This window comes from Kribbella sancticallisti (assembly GCF_039530625.1).
Classification (GTDB): domain Bacteria; phylum Actinomycetota; class Actinomycetes; order Propionibacteriales; family Kribbellaceae; genus Kribbella; species Kribbella sancticallisti.
This window is the reverse complement of the sequence record NZ_BAAAOS010000033.1, coordinates 181,230-198,857: the sequence shown is the minus strand read 5'-3', so window position 1 is coordinate 198,857 and position 17,628 is coordinate 181,230. Positions and strand designations below refer to the sequence as shown.

The window sequence follows — 17,628 nt, the reverse complement described above, 5'->3', positions numbered from 1 at the left end:
GGGGTGGAGTTGCGGCAACTGGAGTACTTCGTGGCGGTGGCGCACGAGCGGAGCTTTACGCTGGCGGCGCGGCGGCTGCATGTCGTGCAGAGTGCGGTCAGTGCGGCGATCGCGTCGCTCGAGCGGGATCTCAAGGTCACGCTGTTCGAGCGGAGCGCGCAGCGGGTGGTACTGACCGAAGCCGGTACTGCGCTGCTGCCCGAAGCGCTGGCGGTGATGGATGCCGTGCAGGGCGCGCGGGACGTCGTCGACGAACTGGGCGCCGGGATGCGCGGCAAGGTCCGGGTCGGGTTGCTGCCGGGCCTCGGGCTGGTCGATCTGCCCGCGGCGGCGGGCGAGTTCCGCCGGCGGTACCAGAACGTCGAGCTGCAACTGCGGGTCGAGCCCGAGGGATCGGCCGGCGTCATCGTCGGGCTGCGCCACGGCGACATCGACGTCGGGTTCCTCGGCGTCGGCGCGGGAAGTGTGCCGCGGGAGCTGACCGCGTGGGAGCTGCTCAGGGTGCCGCAGGTGCTGGCGGTTCCGGTCGGCCACCGGCTGGCCCGGCGCCGCTCGATCGCGCTGGCCGAGCTCGCCGACGAGGCGTTCGTCGATTTCCCGCCGGGCTTCGGCACCCGGACGCTGATCGACCAGACCTTCGAGGCGGCCGGGATCGAGCGGCGCGTCGTGGTGGAGGCGCTCGGCATCGACAACGGCGTCCAGTTCGTCCGGCACGGCGTCGGGCTGGGCATCCTGCCCGGCTACGCGGTGGCCGGTGACGAGCAGATCCGGGCGATCCCGATCTCGGACCAGACCTTCCAGTGGTCGCTCTACATGGCCACCCTGCGCAAGCGGAAGCCGTCGGCCGCGCTGCGGGCCCTGCTCGGCCTGGTCAGCACCCACCTCCGCCACCCCGACGGGACCGAGCTGGGCGCCGATCTGGTGAATCAACAGAATTGATCCATCCATCGGTTTGATTCGTTGGACTTGATGCATCGACCGGAGCAGGATCTTGGTTGTCAGCAGGAAACACCAAGATCTGAAGGAGCCAGGACGATGACAGAGAACACCACCAGCACCGAACGGGTCGCGATCGTGACCGGCGGCTCGCGCGGTATCGGCCGGGAGACCGCGACGCGGCTCGGGCGGGACGGCTACGCGGTGGTCGTGACGTACGGCGGCAACCAGGCCGAGGCCGAGGAAGCCGTCAAGGAGGTCGAGCAGGCGGGTGGCCGGGCCATCGCGGTCCAGGCCGACGTCGCCGACGAGACCGCGGTGAGCGCGCTGTTCGACCGGGCCGAGGAGGCCTTCGGCGGGGTGGACGTGGTGGTGAACGCGGCCGGCATCATGCCGCTGTCGCCGCTGGCCGATCTCGACCTGACGGTCTTCGACAGCGTCGTCCGGACCAACCTGCGCGGCACCTTCGTGGTCGACCAGCAGGCTGCCCGCCGGGTGCGCGCCGGCGGCGCGATCATCAACTTCTCCAGCTCCCTGACCAAGCTCGCCCGGCCGAACTACTCCGCCTACGCCGCGACCAAGGGCGGCGTCGAGGCGGTCACGCTGATCCTCGCCCGCGAACTGCGCGGCCGCGACATCACCGTCAACGCCGTCGCCCCCGGGCCGACCGCGACCGCGATGTTCTTCGACGGCAAGCCGCAGGAACTGATCGACCGGATCGCCGCCGAGCCGCCGCTGGAGCGTCTGGGCCGGCCCGAGGACATCAGCGAGATCGTCGCCTTTCTGGCCGGACCGGCCCGCTGGATCAACGGCCAGGTCATCTACGCCAACGGCGGCTCGGCCGCCTGATCCACCCCGCGGCCGCTCGGCCGCGGCCTCGAACCACCCACCTGTTGTGACTTGGCGGCGTCCACCGCCGGGTACCTCCATGCCACTTTTCGAAGGAGAACCGAGATGAGCAAGACGATTCTGATCAGCGGTGCGTCCAGCGGCTTCGGGGCCCTGACTGCTCGCGCCCTGGCCGACGCCGGCCACATCGTGTACGCCGGGATGCGCGACGTCGCCGGCCGGAACGCGGCCGCCGTGACGCAGGCCAAGCAGTACTCCGACGAACACAAGGTCGACCTTCGCACCGTGGAGCTCGACATCAGCAACGACGAGTCCGCCCAGCAGGCAGTCCGGACCGTGCTCGCGGAGCAGGGCAAGCTCGACGTCCTGATCCACAACGCGGGCCACATGGTCACCGGGCCGGCCGAGGCTTTCACCCCCGAGCAACTGGCCGACATGTACGACACGAACGTGCTCGGCACCCAACGGCTCAACCGTGCGGCGCTGCCTCACCTCCGCGAGCAGGGAGACGGCCTGCTGCTCTGGGTCGGCAGTTCGAGCACCCGCGGCGGCACCCCGCCGTACCTGGCTCCGTACTTCGCCGCGAAGGCGGCCATGGACGCCCTGGCGGTCAGCTACGCGCTGGAGGTCTCGCGGTTCGGCATCGAGAGCACGATCGTCGTGCCGGGGTCCTTCACCCACGGCACGAACCACTTCGCGCACAGCGGCAAACCGGCCGACGCCGACATCGTCGCCGCCTACGAGACGAAGTACGCCGGTCTGATGGACCAAGTCGCGCAGAAACTGCGTGAGCTGGAGCCGGAGTGGGCCGACGTGGCCGACGTGGCCAAGGCGATCGTGACGGTGGTCGGCACGGAGAAGGGCAAGCGCCCGTTCCGGGTCCACATCGACCCCTCCGACGACGGCGCGGCCGTGGTGAACGCGGTGGCCGACCGGGTCCGGACCGAGTTCCTCCGCCGGGTGGAGCTGGACGACCTGCTGCACCCGACGGCCTGACCATGAAGAACACGCCCACCCCCGAACTGATCGACATCCACGCGCACTTCCTGCTCCCGGAGTACGTCGCCGCCGCGGAGCGGGCCGGGCACCTGCGGCCCGACGGGATGCCGGCCTGGCCGACGTGGAACCTGCGGCGTCACCTCGACCTGATGGATGACACCGGGATCGCCAGGTCGGTGCTCTCGGTGTCGTCCCCGGGCGTGCACTTCGGGGACGACTTCCGGGCCCAGGTGCTGGCCCGGAGGATGAACGACACGGCGGCGGAGTTCGGCAAGGACCACCCGGGCCGCTTCGGCTTCTTCGCCAGCCTGCCGCTTCCGGACGTGGACGGTGCGCTGGGGGAACTGCGGTACGCCTTGGACGTGCTGCACGCGGATGGCGTAGTACTGCTGAGCAATGCGGGCGGGCAGTACCCGGGGGATCCCTCGTGGGACCAGCTGTGGCGGGAGCTGGACGACAGGGCCGCGGTGGTCCTCCTGCACCCCACCTCGCCGCCGCAGTGGCGACAGGTAGCGCTGGACCGGCCGAGGCCGATGATCGAGTTCCTCTTCGACAATGCGCGGGCCGTCACGGACCTGGCGTTGACGGGGATCTTCAACCGCTACCCGAGGATCCAGTTCATCGTCACCCACGCGGGCGGAGTACTGCGGCTGCTCGGTGATCGCCTGGACCTCTTCAGGGACACCTACGAGATGCCCAGCGTGAAGCCACAGCTCAAGGACCTCTGGTACGACGAACCGCTCGCGGGGGTGGATCACCTGCTCTACGGCAGCGACTACCCCTTCACCCCGTTGGAGACGGTGGCTCGGCGGTTGACCCGGCTGGACGAGTCGGCTGAGGACTGGCGGGCCCGGACCACTTTCAACGCAGTACGGCTGCTCGGTGAGCTGGTACCGCGGCCGAGGTGAATGGGGATGGGATCCGCGGGTACCTGGCGGTCGACCTACAAGCGAGCGAATGTTCGATAAGGCAGGTGTGGGACATGACTGACGGAGTCGACCAGGTGCAGCCGGTGCCCGACAAGGATCCGGAGGACTGGACCACCGGGGACGAGCCGATGACCGGGCCCCAGGCGTCGTACCTCGGGACGCTGGCGCAGGAGGCCGGCGTGGAGATGCCGAGCGCCGAACTCACGAAGGCCGAGGCCTCCAAGCTGATCGACGAACTGCAGGCTCGCACGGGCCGCGGCACCGACAGTTAGCAGAAGAACACCTCGGCCAGTACTCACGCGGATCGGGCCCGGCTTCTGAGAGACAGCCCTTCGGGTGATGGTGGGCGGCGGTCCGTCGGCGGCGGATGGGATGCTCTCGGGGCAGAGAGTGGTGCCGACTGGGTTGGGGGTGTGGTGGCGAGCTGGGATGTCGAACAGGTGCTCGGCTTGGCCGCTGATCCCGCGTCGGTGAAGGCCGGCCAGGGGCTGGCCCGCGTCGCGAAGTGGTCGGGTGCGGGCGCGTCCGGACGGGCGGTTTGGGGGCTGTGTCAGGGGAGCGGGAAGCAGCCGTACCAGACCGTGGTCGAGGTGGAGGGGCCTGCGTTCAAGTGCTCGTGTCCCAGCCGGAAGTTCCCTTGCAAGCATGCGTTGGGACTGATGTTGCTGTGGGTGGGCAACGAAGTGCCGGGTGCGGCAGAGCCTGGCTGGGTCTCCGAGTGGCTGGAGGATCGAGCCGCGCGGGTTGAGCGGGCGGCGGAGCGGGCTGAGAAGAAGCCGGGCGAGGTCGCGGATCCGCTGGCGGCTCAGCAGCGAGTGGCTCGGCGGGCTGACCGGGTGTCGGCCGGGATCGCTGAACTGCGGAGCTGGCTGGACGACCAGGTACGCCGTGGGCTCGGCGGCTTCGAGCAGCGCGGATACTCCGAGTTGAGCCGCCTCGCTGCGCGCACGGTGGACGCCCAGGCGCCAGGCGTGGCAGGCGCAGTACGCCGAGCGGCCGGGGTGGTGGGCCGGGGACACGGGTGGCCCGGCGAGCTCCTGGAAGAGCTGTCTCTCATCCACCTGGTCGTCTCCGCCCACGCCCGGCTCGGCGAGCTCCCACCGGCATTGGCCGACACCGTGCAGTCCCGGATCGGCTGGACCGTCGAAACCGCCCGTGTGCTCGCCGAAGGGGAGAAGGTCGAGGACGACTGGCTCGTACTCGGCCGAGTCATCGAGCCCGACGACCGCCTGACCGTACGGCGCCTCTGGTTGCGCGGGTCCACTACCGGACGACTCGCGCTCATCCTGACCTTCGCGCCGGCGGGCAGACGGCTCGACCCACTTCCGGCCCGCCCTGGTGAACTAGTCCCGGCCGTGCTCTCGTACTACCCCGGTGTGCTGCCGATGCGAGCGTTACTCACCCAGACGGCACCACGCCTGCCGTCCCCTCGCCCCGGTGGCCTCAGCGCGAAGCAGGCGTTGGCGTCGTACGTCGAATCGTTGGCGGCTGATCCCTGGAACGAGCGCTGGCCGCTCGTGCTCGCGGACGTGCGACCCGCCCGCAATGGCGAGAACTGGGCCTTGGTCGATGAGGCGGGCGACGCCTTGGAGGTGCTGCCCGGCGTCGATCTGTGGAAGCTGCTCGCGGTGTCGGCGGGCGATCCCGTGACGGTCGCCGGCGAGTGGAACCGCGCGGGGTTCAAGCCGATGACGTGCTGGGACGGCGACCGCCCGGTGGTGCTGTCATGAAGTGCGCGGGGAGGGTGCTGTCGTGAGGGGCTGGGACGGGCTGGTGAGTTCGGCGTTGCTCGGGACCGAGCGGCGGCCCGCGCGCTTCGAGGAGCTGCCGCCGAAGATCCAGGAGGAGCTCGGCGAGGGCGGGCTGCTCGACGCTGCCGCGTTGGCGACCCTCTACAAACGAGCTGGCCGAACACCTCTGGAAGGGCTTGAGCCGCTACCGGCCGCTGCGGGAGAGGACCGGCCGCTGCCGCGACCAGCCGCGATCCGCAGGCTCGACGCGATGCTGACCGGCTTCCAGACCACCGCCCTCGGCGAGTGGTTGCGGGCCGCCGACGAACGTGGGTGGGGTGTCCCGCCGGAACACCTCCCGGCCCTGGCTGATTACGCGCGCGGGCGAGTGCAGTACCGGCCGTTGGTGGTGAAGGCGGCGGGACGGCGCGCGAGCTGGCTGGCCGATCTCAATCCCGAGTGGCGGTTCCTCCACGCGGCCGTTGTCGAGAGCAACGATCTGCGGATCTGGACGCACGGCAACGCCACCCAACGCCGCAGTTGGCTGAGTTCGCTGCGGCACAGCGATCCGGCCGCCGCCCTGGAAGCCCTTCGCGAGGTGTGGCCGACGGAACCCGCCGCGACCCGGCTCGACTTCCTCGGCCTGCTGGCGGAAGGGCTCTCCCCGGCCGACGAGGAGTTCTGCGAGGCCGCACTCGACGACCGCTCCAAGGAAGTACGACGTGCCGCGGCCGCCCTGCTCGCGCGGATCCCCGGTTCGCAGTACGGCGAACGCATGGCGCAGCGCGTCTGGTCCCACCTCCTGATCAGTGACGGACTCATCGCCGTGACCCTGCCGACCAGGCTGGATGCGTCGATGGAACGCGACGGCATCGACCCACAACCGCAGGAGGGAATCGGCAAGCGGGCTTGGTGGTTCCGCCAGATTCTGGCCGCGGCGCCGCTCCGAGCCTCCGAGCCGGAACACCTCCACATGGAGGTCGAAGGCTGCGCGCCCGAGGTCCTTCAGGTCGCTTGGGCACAGGCGGCTGTGCGCGAGGGATCGGCCGAGTGGGCTCGAGCTCTGCTGCTGGCGGATGCGGAGACCGGCAACCGTACGGCCGAGTTGTTGCGCGTGCTACCGCCCGAGGAATGGGTTCCGGCCATCGAGTTGCTGCGAGCAAGGACAGACGTGGCGGACCTGGTCGGCGGCCTGCCGGTGCCCTGGCCGGAGGAGTTGTCCGTCGCGATCTTGGACCAACTGGCCAAAGCCGGCACTGCCAGAGCGTGGGCCCGGCTGGCCAGTATCGCCGCCCGCGCGGTGCCGGCCGCAGTACTGAACCATCCGATCACCCGCGAGCCGACCGGTGAGGAAGACACCTGGCGGCGGCGCCTTGTCGAGACCCTGATCTTCCGTCGTGAGATGTACGAGGAGCTGTCATGACCGTTGCCCTTGAGGTACTGCGCCCGCACGCCGAGGACGAGTACGCCGCGGAGTTGGCCGCGCTGATCGCCGCCGACGACCGGCCGCGGCCGCCCGCCTGGCGGATGTCGCCGGCCGCGGTGGTCACGTATCTCCTGGGTGGCAAGGCCGGCGACGTGGAGATCAGCCCGAAGTACGTAGGGCCGCGCCGGCTGGTGGAGGTGGCCGTCGCGACGTTGGCGACGGATCGCGCGCTGCTGCTGCTCGGCGTACCGGGAACGGCGAAGACGTGGGTCAGCGAGCATCTGGCAGCGGCCATCAGCGGCGACTCGACGCTGCTGGTGCAGGGCACCGCGGGCACGGCCGAGGAGGCGATCCGCTACGGCTGGAACTACGCGCAGCTGATTGCCCAAGGCCCCAGCGAGGCGGCGCTGGTGCCGAGCCCGGTCTTCCGCGCGATGGCCGACGCGAAGATCGCCCGGATCGAAGAGCTCACCCGGATGCCGTCCGACGTCCAGGACGCGTTGATCACGATCCTGTCCGAGAAGGCGCTGCCGATCTCGGAGCTGGGCACGGAAGTCCAGGCCCGCAAGGGGTTCAACGTCATTGCCACCGCCAACGATCGGGACAAGGGCGTCAACGAGCTGTCCAGCGCGTTGCGGCGGCGGTTCAACACGGTGGTGCTGCCGCTGCCCGACTCCGCCGAGGACGAGGTGGAGATCGTCTCGCGCCGGGTCGCGCAGCTCGGTTCGTCGCTCGAGCTGCCACAGCAGGACGACGCGCTCGACGAGATCCGTCGCGTGGTGACGGTCTTCCGCGAGCTCCGCTCCGGGCGGACCGAGGACGGCCGCACCGCGGTGAAGTCACCCTCGGGCACGCTGTCCACCGCGGAGGCGATCAGCGTGGTGACCGGCGGACTCTCCCTGGCCGCGCACTTCGGCGACGGCGTACTGCGCTCGAACGACGTGGCGGGCGGAATCCTCGGCGCCGTGGTGAAGGACCCGTCGGCTGACCGGGTCGTCTGGTCGGAGTACCTGGAGACCGTGGTGCGGGAGCGGGACGGCTGGGCGGACTTCTACCGGGCCTGCAGGGACATCTCCGGATGACGGTTCACCTCTTCGGGATCAGGCACCACGGACCGGGTTCGGCCCGGGCGCTGGCAGCTGCCCTGACGGAGTTGCAACCGGACATCGTGCTGATCGAGGGGCCACCCGAGGCCGACAAGGTGATCGAGTTGGCCGCCTCCGAGGAGATGGTTCCGCCGGTGGCGCTGCTGGCGTACGCGGCCGACGACTCGACCCGGGCCGCCTTCTGGCCGTTCGCGGTGTTCAGCCCGGAGTGGCAGGCGATCCGGCACGCGCTGGCGGCCGGAGTACCGGTTCGGTTCTGCGATCTGCCGGCGGCGTACCAGTTCGGCAGCTCGGAGCGATCGCACCGTACTGCGGCGTCGGCCGATCCGCTGGCGACACTGGCCGCGGCCGGCGGATACGACGATCCCGAGCGCTGGTGGGACGACGTGATCGAGCACCGGCGGGACGGCGCCGAACCGTTCACGGTGATCGCCGAGGCGATGACCGAACTCCGCCGCGACGACGAGGCGACCGGGCGGGAGGCGCAACGCGAGGCCTACATGCGGACCACGCTCCGCAAGGCTCTGCGCGAGGGCTTCGAACGGATCGCGGTGGTCTGCGGCGCCTGGCATGTCCCGGCCCTGCAAGCACCGTTGCCCCCGGCAACACACGACCAGCGGATCCTGAAAGGCCTGCCGAAGCGCAAGGTCGCCTGCACCTGGGTGCCCTGGACCCACGGCCGGCTGGCCACGGCCAGCGGGTACGGCGCCGGCGTCACCTCGCCCGGCTGGTACCACCATCTGTTCACCGCACCCGATCAGATCACCACTCGCTGGCTCACCAAGGTCGCGCATGTCCTGCGCGCCGAGGACCTCCCGGTGTCGAGCGCACACGTGATCGAGGCGGTCCGGCTGGCGGAGACCCTGGCGGCCTTGCGTGGCCGACCTCTTGCCGGACTTAGCGAGGTCACGGAGGCCACCCGGGCGGTGATGTGCGGCGGCAACGACGTACTGCTCGACCTGGTGACGCGGGAGGCCGTCGTCGGGGAGTTGTTGGGCGCAGTACCGGCGGAGACGCCGCAAGCGCCCGTAGCGGCTGATCTTGCGGCACAGGCCCGGCGGTTGCGGTTGAAGCGGGATGCCGCCGAGCGGGTGGTGGAACTGGACCTGCGGAAGCCGAACGATCTGGAGAAGTCGCGGCTGTTGCACCGGCTGCGGATTCTCGGCATCGACTGGGGTGTGCCGACCGCGGACGAGCGACGGAACCAGGGCACGTTCCGCGAGACCTGGACGCTCGGCTGGGATCCGGGGCTGGAGGTGGATTTGGTGGCGGCGGGCGCCCATGGCACGACGGTGCTTGGAGCAGCGACGACCGTGATGCTGAAGGTCGCCGACGAATCGTCCACCTTGGCCGAGGTGACGTCCGCGTTGGAGCGGTCGTTGCTCGCCGATCTCAGCGACGCCTTGCCGACCTTGCTGCAGGGTGTCGACACGCGGGCGGCGAAGGATGCCGATGTCGGGCACTTGATGGCGGCTTTGCCTGCGCTGGCACGGTCGGCGCGGTATGGCGACGTTCGCGGGTCTTCCACGGCCGGGCTCGGCGTGGTCGCCGGGCGGATGGTGTCGCGGGTGTGCGCGGGCCTGGCGCGAACCGTGCACGGGCTTGATCCGGAGGCGGCCACCTCGGTGCTGGAGTTGATCGACGGCGTCCAGGACGCGACCGCCTTGCTGGACGAGGCTGTGCGGCTCGAGTGGTTGACGACGCTCGAAGGGCTCAGCGGCCGGACGTCGGTGCCGCCGCTGATCGCCGGCCGGTTGACCCGGTTGATGCTCGACACCTCCCGGCTCGAGGCTGCCGAGGTCGCGTTGCGGTTGGGGCGAGCGTTGTCTCCCGGTACTCCGACCGCCGACGCCGCGGGGTACGTGGAGGGCTTCCTCGCGGGTGGCGGCCTGCTGCTGGTGCACGATGAACGCCTGCTGGCTCTGGTGGACTCGTGGCTCGGGGCGATCCCGGACGAGGCGTTCCTGGAGGCGTTGCCGTTGCTTCGCCGTACGTTCGGGACCTTCGCGTCGCCGGAGCGCCGGTCGATCGGGGATCGGGCCCGGGCGCTGGGCGATCCGGCCGCGGCGATTGTTGCTGATGACAACGAGCTCGACGTCGAGCTGGCGGCCTCGGTGCTGCCGGTCGTGGCCCGACTGCTGGGGGTATGACCGTGTCCGACGAGGAACGCATGCGCCGCTGGCGGATGGTGCTCGGCAGCGAGGCCGATCCCGAGACCGGTACGACGCTGTCCGCCGCCGACCGGTCCGTCGACGCCGCGTTGTCCGCCTTGTACGACGCGGAGCGGGGCGAGCCGGGGACCAAGCGGTCGGCCGGCCTGGGCTCGTCGGCGCCACGGGTCGCGCGGTGGCTCGGGGACATCCGGCAGTACTTTCCCAGTTCGGTCGTGCAGGTGATGCAGCGGGACGCGGTCGAGCGGCTCGGCATCACCCGGATGCTGATGGAGCCCGAACTCCTCAACGCGGTCGAGCCCGACGTCCACCTGGTCAGCACCCTGCTCGCCTTGAACGAGGTGATGCCCGAGGAGACCAAGCAGACCGCGCGCGAAGTCGTCCGCCGCGTGGTCGCCGAGTTGGAGGAACGGCTGGCCGAGCGGACTCGCGCCGCCGTCACGGGTGCCTTGGACCGAGCCGGGCGGACCGGGCGGCCGCGGCACTCCGACATCGACTGGGACCGCACGATCCGGGCCAACCTCAAGCACTTCTCGCCCACCCTCGGCACGATCGTGCCGGACCGGCTGGTCGGCTACGCCCGACGCAACCACAGCGTGCAACGCGATGTCGTGCTGGCGATCGACCAGTCGGGCTCGATGGCCGAATCCGTCGTCTATGCCGGCCTGTTCGGCGCGGTCCTGGCCTCGATGCGGGCGCTGCGAACCAGCCTGGTCGTCTTCGACACGTCAGTGGTGGATCTGACCGACGAACTCGACGACCCGGTGGACGTCCTGTTCGGCACGCAACTCGGCGGCGGCACCGACATCAACCGCGCGGTCGCGTACTGCGAAGGGCTCATCACCCGGCCGGGGGAGACGGTGATGGTGCTGGTCAGCGATCTGTACGAGGGCGGGGTGCGGGAGGAGTTGCTGCGGCGGGCTCGGTCCTTGGTGGAGTCCGGTGTGCAGTTGATCGCGCTGCTCGCGTTGTCGGACTCGGGCACACCGTCCTACGACGCCGAGAACGCGGCCGCGCTCGCCGATCTCGGAGTACCGACGTTCGCTTGTACTCCTGATCTCTTCCCGGACTTGCTGGCCGCCGCGATCCGCCGCGACGACATCGGCTCCTGGGCAGCCACGAACCTCGGAGGCGACTGATGGAGGTCTCGGCGATCAGACCGGTACCCGATCCTGCATCTGACGCCGCGATTGATATAGTCAAGATCAGTGACTATCATGATTGATGACTAATGGAGTGGCGATGAGCACGATCGAACTGACGCGGTTTTCGGTGCTGGAGGAGAAGACCGCGGAGCTGCTCGCTGCGCGGCCCGGGATGCTGGCGGACTTCCGGGCTGACCGGAGCGGGTTCGTGGCGGCGCGGTTGGTGCGGTTGCCGGCCGGGGAGTGGCTGGACATCGTCGAGTGGGCGACACCGGAGGACTTCGCCGCCTCCCGCGAGAAGGGCGGCAATCTCCCGGGCATCGCTCGGTTCTTCGCCGCGATCGACCAGTTGGTCAGCGCCGAGGAAGGCACCCTGGCCGACCGACCCGCTGCCTCTGACAGAGCTGTGGGGGTCAGCCGGCCAGTTCGATGATGTCTATTTCGGTGCCGGGGTCGGCTTCGGCGAAGCGGAGGGCCCAGCTGACTGCCTCCTGCTTGGAGTCGACCCGGATCACCGAGACGCCGGCGATGAGTTCCTTGGTTTCGGCGAACGGACCGTCGATCACCCGCGGCTTGTTCCCCTCCGGGAAGGTGACGCGCGCTCCGCTCGAGCTCGGCATCAGCCCTTCCGCCAGGCAGAGCACGCCGGCCTGGCGCATCTCCTCCAGCACCTCGTCGGCGCGCGCCAGCATCGCCGGATCAGGTGCCTGCCCCGCCTCCAAATTCTCGTTGGTCTTGTGCATCAGCATGTAGCGCATCGGTCCGCCCTTCAGTCACCCCGACCGTAACCAGTCCCCGTCCCCACGACCACCCTCCGCGCCGACCGGGCTCGCGTCAGCCGGTGCGGACTCCAGGTGCGAGCCCTTCGCGTTCCAGTGCGGCCCAGAAGCTCTCCGGGATCGGATGATCGAGCAGCGTGGCGATCTCGGCGATCTCCGGCCCACTCCGGGCACCGACAACCACCGCCGGCACCGCGGGGTGAGCGAGCGGGAACTGAACAGCGGCGGCCAGCAGCGGTACGCCGTACTGGTTGCTGAGCGTGCGTAGTCCCTCGATCCGCGCAGCGAGATCCCGCGGCACCTTCCCGTACCCATGCGGCGCCCCGTCCGACGAATCCGCGAGCACACCGCCCTGGAACACCCCAGCACCCAGCACTGCGACGCCCAGGTCGCGGCAGAGCGGAAGAAGTTCGTTGGCGCCCGACTGGTCGAGCAGCGTGTAGCGACCGGCCAGGAGGATGCAGTCAGGTCCGGCCGCTCCGGTCTCACGGAGGAACCGCGCAGCGACATCCGCGTGGTTCACCCCGAGCGAGATCGCCCGGATCGTCCCGCGACCGCGCAGTTCAGCCAGCGCCCGGAGGGCCTCGGTCGAAGCGGCGGCGAAGTCCAGATCGGGATCGTGGATGTGCAGGATGTCGATCCGATCGATCCCCAGCCGCCCGAGGCTGTCCTCGAACGACCGCATCACCGCGGAGTACGAGTAGTCCAGCCGCGGCCCGAGCCCCGCCGGCGGCTCCGCCCAGATCGGCTGGATGTCCGGTCCGCCGAGCTCGATCAGCCGCCCGACCTTCGTACAGAGCACGAACTCATCCCGCGGCCGCCCCCGCAGCGCCAGCCCAGCGCGGTGCTCGGACAGCCCGTACCCGTAAACAGGGGCGGTGTCGAAGAGCCGAATCCCCAGCTCCCAGGCCCGGTCGATCGTCGCCACGGCCTGCTCCTCCGGCACCGCGGCGAACATCCCACCCAACGAGGCCAACCCCAGCCCCAGCCGGCTGACCCGCAACCCCGTCCGTCCCAGCTCCACACGTTCCACGCTCAGCAGCGTAGGAAAGACCGCCGACAGTTTACGCAACCTTTACGAACCGGGCGACCATGTGTCGGAAGACCTATACCGCGGGAATAGCCCCACGCCTTCGATGGCTGGCGCAGGACTGTCCAGGTCGGCTGAGAGGTGCATACTCGGTCGCACCCGAGAGGTCAGGGAGGACCAGATGGGTGAGATCGCGGAGCGGTATCGGCGGCGGGCCGATGCCTTCGAGGAGAAGGTCGCGGCGGTACGGGCTGAGCAGTGGGGGAATCAGTCGCCGTGTGCCGAGTGGAAGGCGCGGGACGTGGTGGGCCACATCGTCGACATGCACGGCGTCATGCTGAGGCCGGTCGGGCGAGCGCTGGATGCCGAGCTGTCGGTCCAGGACGATCCGCTGGCGGCGTTCCGGGGTGCGAGGGCCGCGGTGGAGGCGGTGCTCGACGATCCGGGGCTGGCGGAGGCCGAGTGCGACACACCTGCGGGGAAGATGACGGTCGCGGATCACATCGATCAGGTGGTCAGCGACGATCTGGTGCTGCACGGCTGGGATCTGGCCCGGGCGACCGGGCAGGACGAGACGATGGATGCCAGTGACGTCGAGCGGATCTGGGCGAGCACGTCCGCGATCCCGGCGGAGGTGGTCGAGCAGTACCGCACCCCGGGAGCGTTCGGCCCTGGCATCGAGGTCTTCGGCCCGGAGGTCCCGGTGCCGGCGGAAGCACCGCTTCAGGATCGGCTGCTCGGCTTCATCGGCCGAGACCCGGCTCAGAGCGGCGGCAAGGTGGGCGGCGCGTAGTACGTCTCGGGGTTGGTCGCGAGGGGCAGAGTCGGCAGGGCGTCGGCCACGGCGGTCGGGGTGGGCACAAGGACTGAGTCGCCGCGCGCGATGGTCGGCGCCAGGTATTCGTTGCCGGGCAGGTTGGCTACGGCCGTCCGGCAGCCCAGCAGCATGCCTTCGAACAGGGCGGTTGTTGCTACGCCCACCTGATACGTCGCCGACGCCAGGAGAGCGAGGGTGTTGTCCGAGGAAAGCCGGACCCCCTCAGGCAGCCCGTACTCCGTACTGCGCTCGCTCGGGTGCAGGTGGAACGCGACATCCAGATCGGGCCGGGCCGAAGCCAGCGCACCGGCATACTCGACCAGCGCGGAACCGATCGTGCCCTGCGACAGGAACACCACCAGCCGCGGATCCTTGGCCGCCTGCTGCTCGGGTGACAGCGGCGAGATGAACGACGCCCCGACGACCTGGGTGTCCATCCCGGCGGGGAGTTCGGCGACGTCGGTCCAGTACGAACCGAAGCACCACAGTTCGTCCGGCTGGCCGGGCACGCCCGGGCGGCCGGGGTAGCTGTAGCCGAGGTGGAACGGGCTGATCGCGCCGTGCTGCAACTCGACCACCCGAATCCCCAGATCACGCGCGGCGCCGACGATGTGCTGGTGGAAGTACGCGACCACGACGTACACGGTCTTGATGCCCTGGCGTTTCAGCAGGGCGCGGTAAAGCGAGCGGAGCCGCCGGTGCTTGGGAACCTCGCGGGCGACGAGGGCCCCGACCGGCACCGTCACGCCGGTCTCGGCTGCCAGAGCCTCCGCGATCTCGGCACACCGGGCATCGACGCCGCGACGGTGGATCGCGCCCGACGCGGACGTGAAGAAGTCGAGATTGTGCGTGCCGTCCAGCGGTGTCCCGTTGATGCCGGAGTCGATCACCAGCGCGGACTCGCCGAGCGCGGCCCGCAGGGAGTCGGTGTAGATCTCGACGCCACCGGGCTTGCGGTAGTGCGGGACCACCAGGGCGTCGTACGGGCCGCGGGCCAGGAACGGGTTGCGAGTCACCGTGCCGGCCACGTGCCGCCCGACCAGCCGGGCCTGGTCGGACCGCGTACGGCGTACTGGGTGGGGGTTGCCGTGGACGCTGGCGCGGCGGGTCAGTTCATGGAAGATGCGCATCCGGATGATCGGCCACGGGTGCACGCCGTCGATCTGCCAGCTCAGCAGGTCCAGTTGCCGCTCCGCCTTCCAGACCGCCTGGCACAGCGTCGTCACCGTCGGGATGGTGCCGCTCCCGGTATTCGTCATGGTTGATCCCTACTATCCCCGCGAGGCTGCCGATGCCCGAGAAGAACCGGCGAACAGCCTTCAGCAGGTAGGTCTTCCGGAAGAGCACCAGACCGCCGAGCCCGAACCCCAGGGCCGACACGATCCGGGCCAAAGAATAGGCCAGTACCAGCAGGTATCCGCGCAGGCCCGGCCGGATCAGCAGCCGGCTGATGGTGTCGCCGCTGCCGGACCGGAAGGCGCGGCGGACCAGCCAGTGCAGCGTGGTCCGCGAGGCCGGCACATGCTCGTGGATCTGGGCCTGCTCGCACCAGACGATCCGGAACCCGGCCCGGTGCACCCGCAGGAAGAAGTGCAGGTCGCTCGAGCCGGTGTAGCGGAAGGCGGGGTGGAAGCTCGGGGTGACCGAGTGGTAGACGTGCTGCGCGACCAGGGTGTTGTTCGTGTACGCCTTGTTCAGCACGGCGCCGGTCTCGTGCCGCCCGGTGGAGTCGTGCACGTCGCTGTGCTGGTTCCAGGCCGGCGCGCCCGGCGGCAGGATGCCGCGGACCGGTCCGGTGACCACGTCGGCGCCGGTGCTCCGCCAGGCGCGGAGCAGTTCGGCCAGCCAGCCGGGTGGGGCCACCTCGTCGTCGTCGACGAAGATCAGCGCGTCGTCGTCCCAGGCGAGCTGGACGGACTTCTCCCGGGCGAACGGGATGCCCGGCTCGGGCTCCTTGGCCGCCTCGACCGGGAACCGGGAGTCCTCGGCCGCGCGCGCGATGACGCAGGCCGCGCTGCCCTCGTCGTCGTTGTCGACCACGATGATCCGGACCTGGTAGTCCTCCTCACCGGGAAGTTCCTGCCCGAGCAGGCTCTCGAGCAGGGCTTCGAGGAGCGCGGGTCGCCGAAAGGTGATGACGGCGATCGCGACCCTGGTGCCCATGGCGACCGAGACTATCTGTAGAGCCCGGCCCGGGGCTCAGGTCGCCCGTGCGTCGCCGATTGCTGTACCTACAGGTGGGTACAGTTGCCCGGTGGAGACAGCGGAGCGGTTGATCCGGAGTACTCAGCAGTTGCTCTGGGAGCGGGGTTACGTCGGCACCAGCCCGAAGGCGATCCAGCTCGCCGCGGACGCCGGCCAGGGCAGCATGTACCACCACTTCAGCGGCAAGGCCGAGCTCGCCAGGGCAGCGATCGAGCGCTCGGGCGCGGAACTGCGGGCCGCCGCCGAGGAGCAGTTCGACAACTCCGGTACGGCGACCGAGCGGGTCGCCCGCTATCTCGAACGCGACCGCGAGGTGCTCAAGGGCTGCCGGATGGGCCGCCTGACCGCAGACCCGGACGTGATGGCCGACCCGGTACTGCGCGCGCCGGTGGCGGAGACGTTCGACTGGCTCCGCGCCCGGCTCGCCGAGATCATTGCTGACGGCAAGCAAGCCGGCGAGTACCCGGCCGGTCTGGATGCCGGACGGACGGCGGCCACCATCGCCGCCGTACTGCAGGGTGGGTACGTGCTGGCGCGTGCGGCCGATTCCGAGGAACCGTTCGAGCTGGCTGTGCAAGGGTTGATCCAGCTGCTGGAGGGAGTTGTTGCATGAAGATCGGTGCTGTCTTTCCGCAGCTGGAGATCGGTGCCGACCCGGCCGTGGTCCGCGCCTGGACCGAGACCGTCGAAGAGGTCGGCTATACGCACGCCCTCGCCTATGACCACGTGCTCGGCGCCGACCCGGCGAACCGGCCGGGCTGGACGGGGTACACCGACCAGTCGCTCTTCCACGAGGTCTTCGTGCTCTTCGGCTACATGGCCGCCATCACCACCTCGCTGGAGCTCGTCACCGGAGTGTTGGTGCTGCCGCAGCGGCAGACCGCGCTGGTCGCGAAGCAGGCCGCCGAGGTGGACGTGCTCAGTGGAGGTCGGCTGCGGCTGGGCGTCGGGATCGGCTGGAATGCTGTCGAGTACCAGGCGCTCGGCGTGCCGTTCGAGCAGCGCGGTGCCCGGCTGACCGAGCAGGTCGACCTGCTGCGCAAGCTGTGGGCTGAGCCGGTGATCTCGTACCAGGGCCGGTTCGACGAGGTCGAGGAGGCGGGGCTCAACCCGTTGCCGCCGCGGCCGGACATCCCGGTGTGGTTCGGGGGACGTGCCGAGGCCGTGCTTCGGCGTACGGGGCGGATCGGGGACGGGTGGATGCCGCAGAGCGCACCTGACGACCGGGCCCGCGCGGAGGTCGAGCGGGTACGGTCCTATGCGGTCGAGGCCGGGAGGGATCCCGCGGAGATCGGGTTCGAGCCGCGGCTGACGTTGGGTGCGGTACCGGAGAAGGATTGGCAGGGATTCGTCGAGGGCTGGCGTGAGCTCGGTGCCACCCATCTGTGTGTGAACACGATGAACATGGGCCTGGCGAAGCCGGAGGACCACGCCGCCGTACTGCGTGACGTCCTGCCGCTGCTGCGCGGCTCGTCCACCGAGTCGTTGACCGAGGAGAAGGAGTAG

18 protein-coding genes are annotated in these 17,628 nt (G+C 69.9%); 14 read left to right on the top strand and 4 right to left on the bottom strand.

Translation table 11 applies throughout. The features are described 5' to 3' along the window. Positions 1–3 precede the first annotated feature (3 nt). The 11 genes from ABD255_RS24415 (at position 4) to ABD255_RS24365 (ending at position 11,724) form a co-directional block, all read left to right on the top strand. Positions 4–939: a LysR family transcriptional regulator gene (locus ABD255_RS24415; RefSeq protein ID WP_344217778.1), complete on the top strand. Its 936-nt coding sequence runs from the start codon at positions 4–6 to the stop codon at positions 937–939. 96 nt (positions 940–1,035) lie between these two features. Beyond that, a complete protein-coding gene (locus ABD255_RS24410) occupies positions 1,036–1,785 on the top strand; it encodes an SDR family oxidoreductase (RefSeq protein ID WP_344217776.1) in 750 nt (249 codons plus the stop codon). Positions 1,786–1,890: 105 nt separating this feature from the next. Beyond that, on the top strand, positions 1,891–2,781 hold the full coding sequence (locus tag ABD255_RS24405) for an SDR family oxidoreductase (protein ID WP_344217774.1): 891 nt from the start codon (positions 1,891–1,893) through the stop codon (positions 2,779–2,781). A 2-nt stretch (positions 2,782–2,783) separates the two neighbouring features. Further along, positions 2,784–3,692 carry an amidohydrolase family protein gene (locus tag ABD255_RS24400; RefSeq protein WP_344217772.1) on the top strand — a complete coding sequence of 303 codons (909 nt, stop codon included), beginning with the start codon at positions 2,784–2,786 and terminating at the stop codon, positions 3,690–3,692. A gap of 74 nt (positions 3,693–3,766) precedes the next feature. Next, positions 3,767–3,985: a DUF3072 domain-containing protein gene (locus ABD255_RS24395; protein ID WP_344217770.1), complete on the top strand. Its 219-nt coding sequence runs from the start codon at positions 3,767–3,769 to the stop codon at positions 3,983–3,985. Positions 3,986–4,129: 144 nt separating this feature from the next. Continuing rightward, a complete protein-coding gene (locus ABD255_RS24390) occupies positions 4,130–5,443 on the top strand; it encodes an SWIM zinc finger family protein (protein WP_344217768.1) in 1,314 nt (437 codons plus the stop codon). Between the two features lie 22 nt (positions 5,444–5,465). Next, positions 5,466–6,866 carry a DUF5691 domain-containing protein gene (locus ABD255_RS24385; RefSeq protein WP_344217767.1) on the top strand — a complete coding sequence of 467 codons (1,401 nt, stop codon included), beginning with the start codon at positions 5,466–5,468 and terminating at the stop codon, positions 6,864–6,866. After that, entirely contained in the window at positions 6,863–7,951 is a 1,089-nt protein-coding gene (locus ABD255_RS24380; RefSeq protein WP_344217766.1) for an ATP-binding protein, read from the top strand. Before ABD255_RS24385 ends, ABD255_RS24380 begins: the two co-directional genes overlap by 4 nt. Continuing rightward, positions 7,948–10,125, top strand: a complete 2,178-nt coding sequence (locus tag ABD255_RS24375) for a DUF5682 family protein (RefSeq protein WP_344217764.1) — start codon at positions 7,948–7,950, stop codon at positions 10,123–10,125. The genes ABD255_RS24380 and ABD255_RS24375 overlap by 4 nt, the downstream gene beginning before the upstream one ends. After that, positions 10,122–11,285: a VWA domain-containing protein gene (locus ABD255_RS24370; protein WP_344217763.1), complete on the top strand. Its 1,164-nt coding sequence runs from the start codon at positions 10,122–10,124 to the stop codon at positions 11,283–11,285. Before ABD255_RS24375 ends, ABD255_RS24370 begins: the two co-directional genes overlap by 4 nt. 103 nt (positions 11,286–11,388) lie before the next feature. Next, the gene (locus ABD255_RS24365; RefSeq protein WP_344217761.1) at positions 11,389–11,724 is read left to right on the top strand and encodes a hypothetical protein; all 336 of its coding nucleotides are present in this window, start codon (positions 11,389–11,391) and stop codon (positions 11,722–11,724) included. Here ABD255_RS24365 and ABD255_RS24360 read toward each other — a convergent pair. Next, on the bottom strand, positions 11,705–12,049 hold the full coding sequence (locus ABD255_RS24360) for a YciI family protein (RefSeq protein ID WP_344217759.1): 345 nt from the start codon (positions 12,047–12,049) through the stop codon (positions 11,705–11,707). The two genes, ABD255_RS24365 and ABD255_RS24360, sit on opposite strands and share 20 nt — an antisense overlap. Before the next feature lie 76 nt (positions 12,050–12,125). Beyond that, positions 12,126–13,103: an aldo/keto reductase gene (locus ABD255_RS24355; protein WP_344217757.1), complete on the bottom strand. Its 978-nt coding sequence runs from the start codon at positions 13,101–13,103 to the stop codon at positions 12,126–12,128. Positions 13,104–13,281: 178 nt separating this feature from the next. On the opposite strand from ABD255_RS24355, the gene ABD255_RS24350 reads away from it, so the two are divergent. After that, the gene (locus tag ABD255_RS24350; protein ID WP_344217755.1) at positions 13,282–13,893 is read left to right on the top strand and encodes a TIGR03086 family metal-binding protein; all 612 of its coding nucleotides are present in this window, start codon (positions 13,282–13,284) and stop codon (positions 13,891–13,893) included. Here ABD255_RS24350 and ABD255_RS24345 read toward each other — a convergent pair. Continuing rightward, entirely contained in the window at positions 13,863–15,047 is a 1,185-nt protein-coding gene (locus ABD255_RS24345) for a hypothetical protein (protein ID WP_344217893.1), read from the bottom strand. The two genes, ABD255_RS24350 and ABD255_RS24345, sit on opposite strands and share 31 nt — an antisense overlap. Next, positions 15,031–16,080: a glycosyltransferase family 2 protein gene (locus ABD255_RS24340; RefSeq protein ID WP_344217753.1), complete on the bottom strand. Its 1,050-nt coding sequence runs from the start codon at positions 16,078–16,080 to the stop codon at positions 15,031–15,033. The genes ABD255_RS24345 and ABD255_RS24340 overlap by 17 nt, the downstream gene beginning before the upstream one ends. 91 nt (positions 16,081–16,171) lie before the next feature. Here ABD255_RS24340 and ABD255_RS24335 point away from each other — a divergent pair, with 91 nt between their 5' ends. Together ABD255_RS24335 and ABD255_RS24330 are read left to right on the top strand one after the other, a co-directional pair. Next, positions 16,172–16,735: a TetR/AcrR family transcriptional regulator gene (locus ABD255_RS24335; RefSeq protein ID WP_344217752.1), complete on the top strand. Its 564-nt coding sequence runs from the start codon at positions 16,172–16,174 to the stop codon at positions 16,733–16,735. Next, a complete protein-coding gene (locus ABD255_RS24330) occupies positions 16,732–17,628 on the top strand; it encodes an LLM class F420-dependent oxidoreductase (protein WP_344217750.1) in 897 nt (298 codons plus the stop codon). The genes ABD255_RS24335 and ABD255_RS24330 overlap by 4 nt, the downstream gene beginning before the upstream one ends.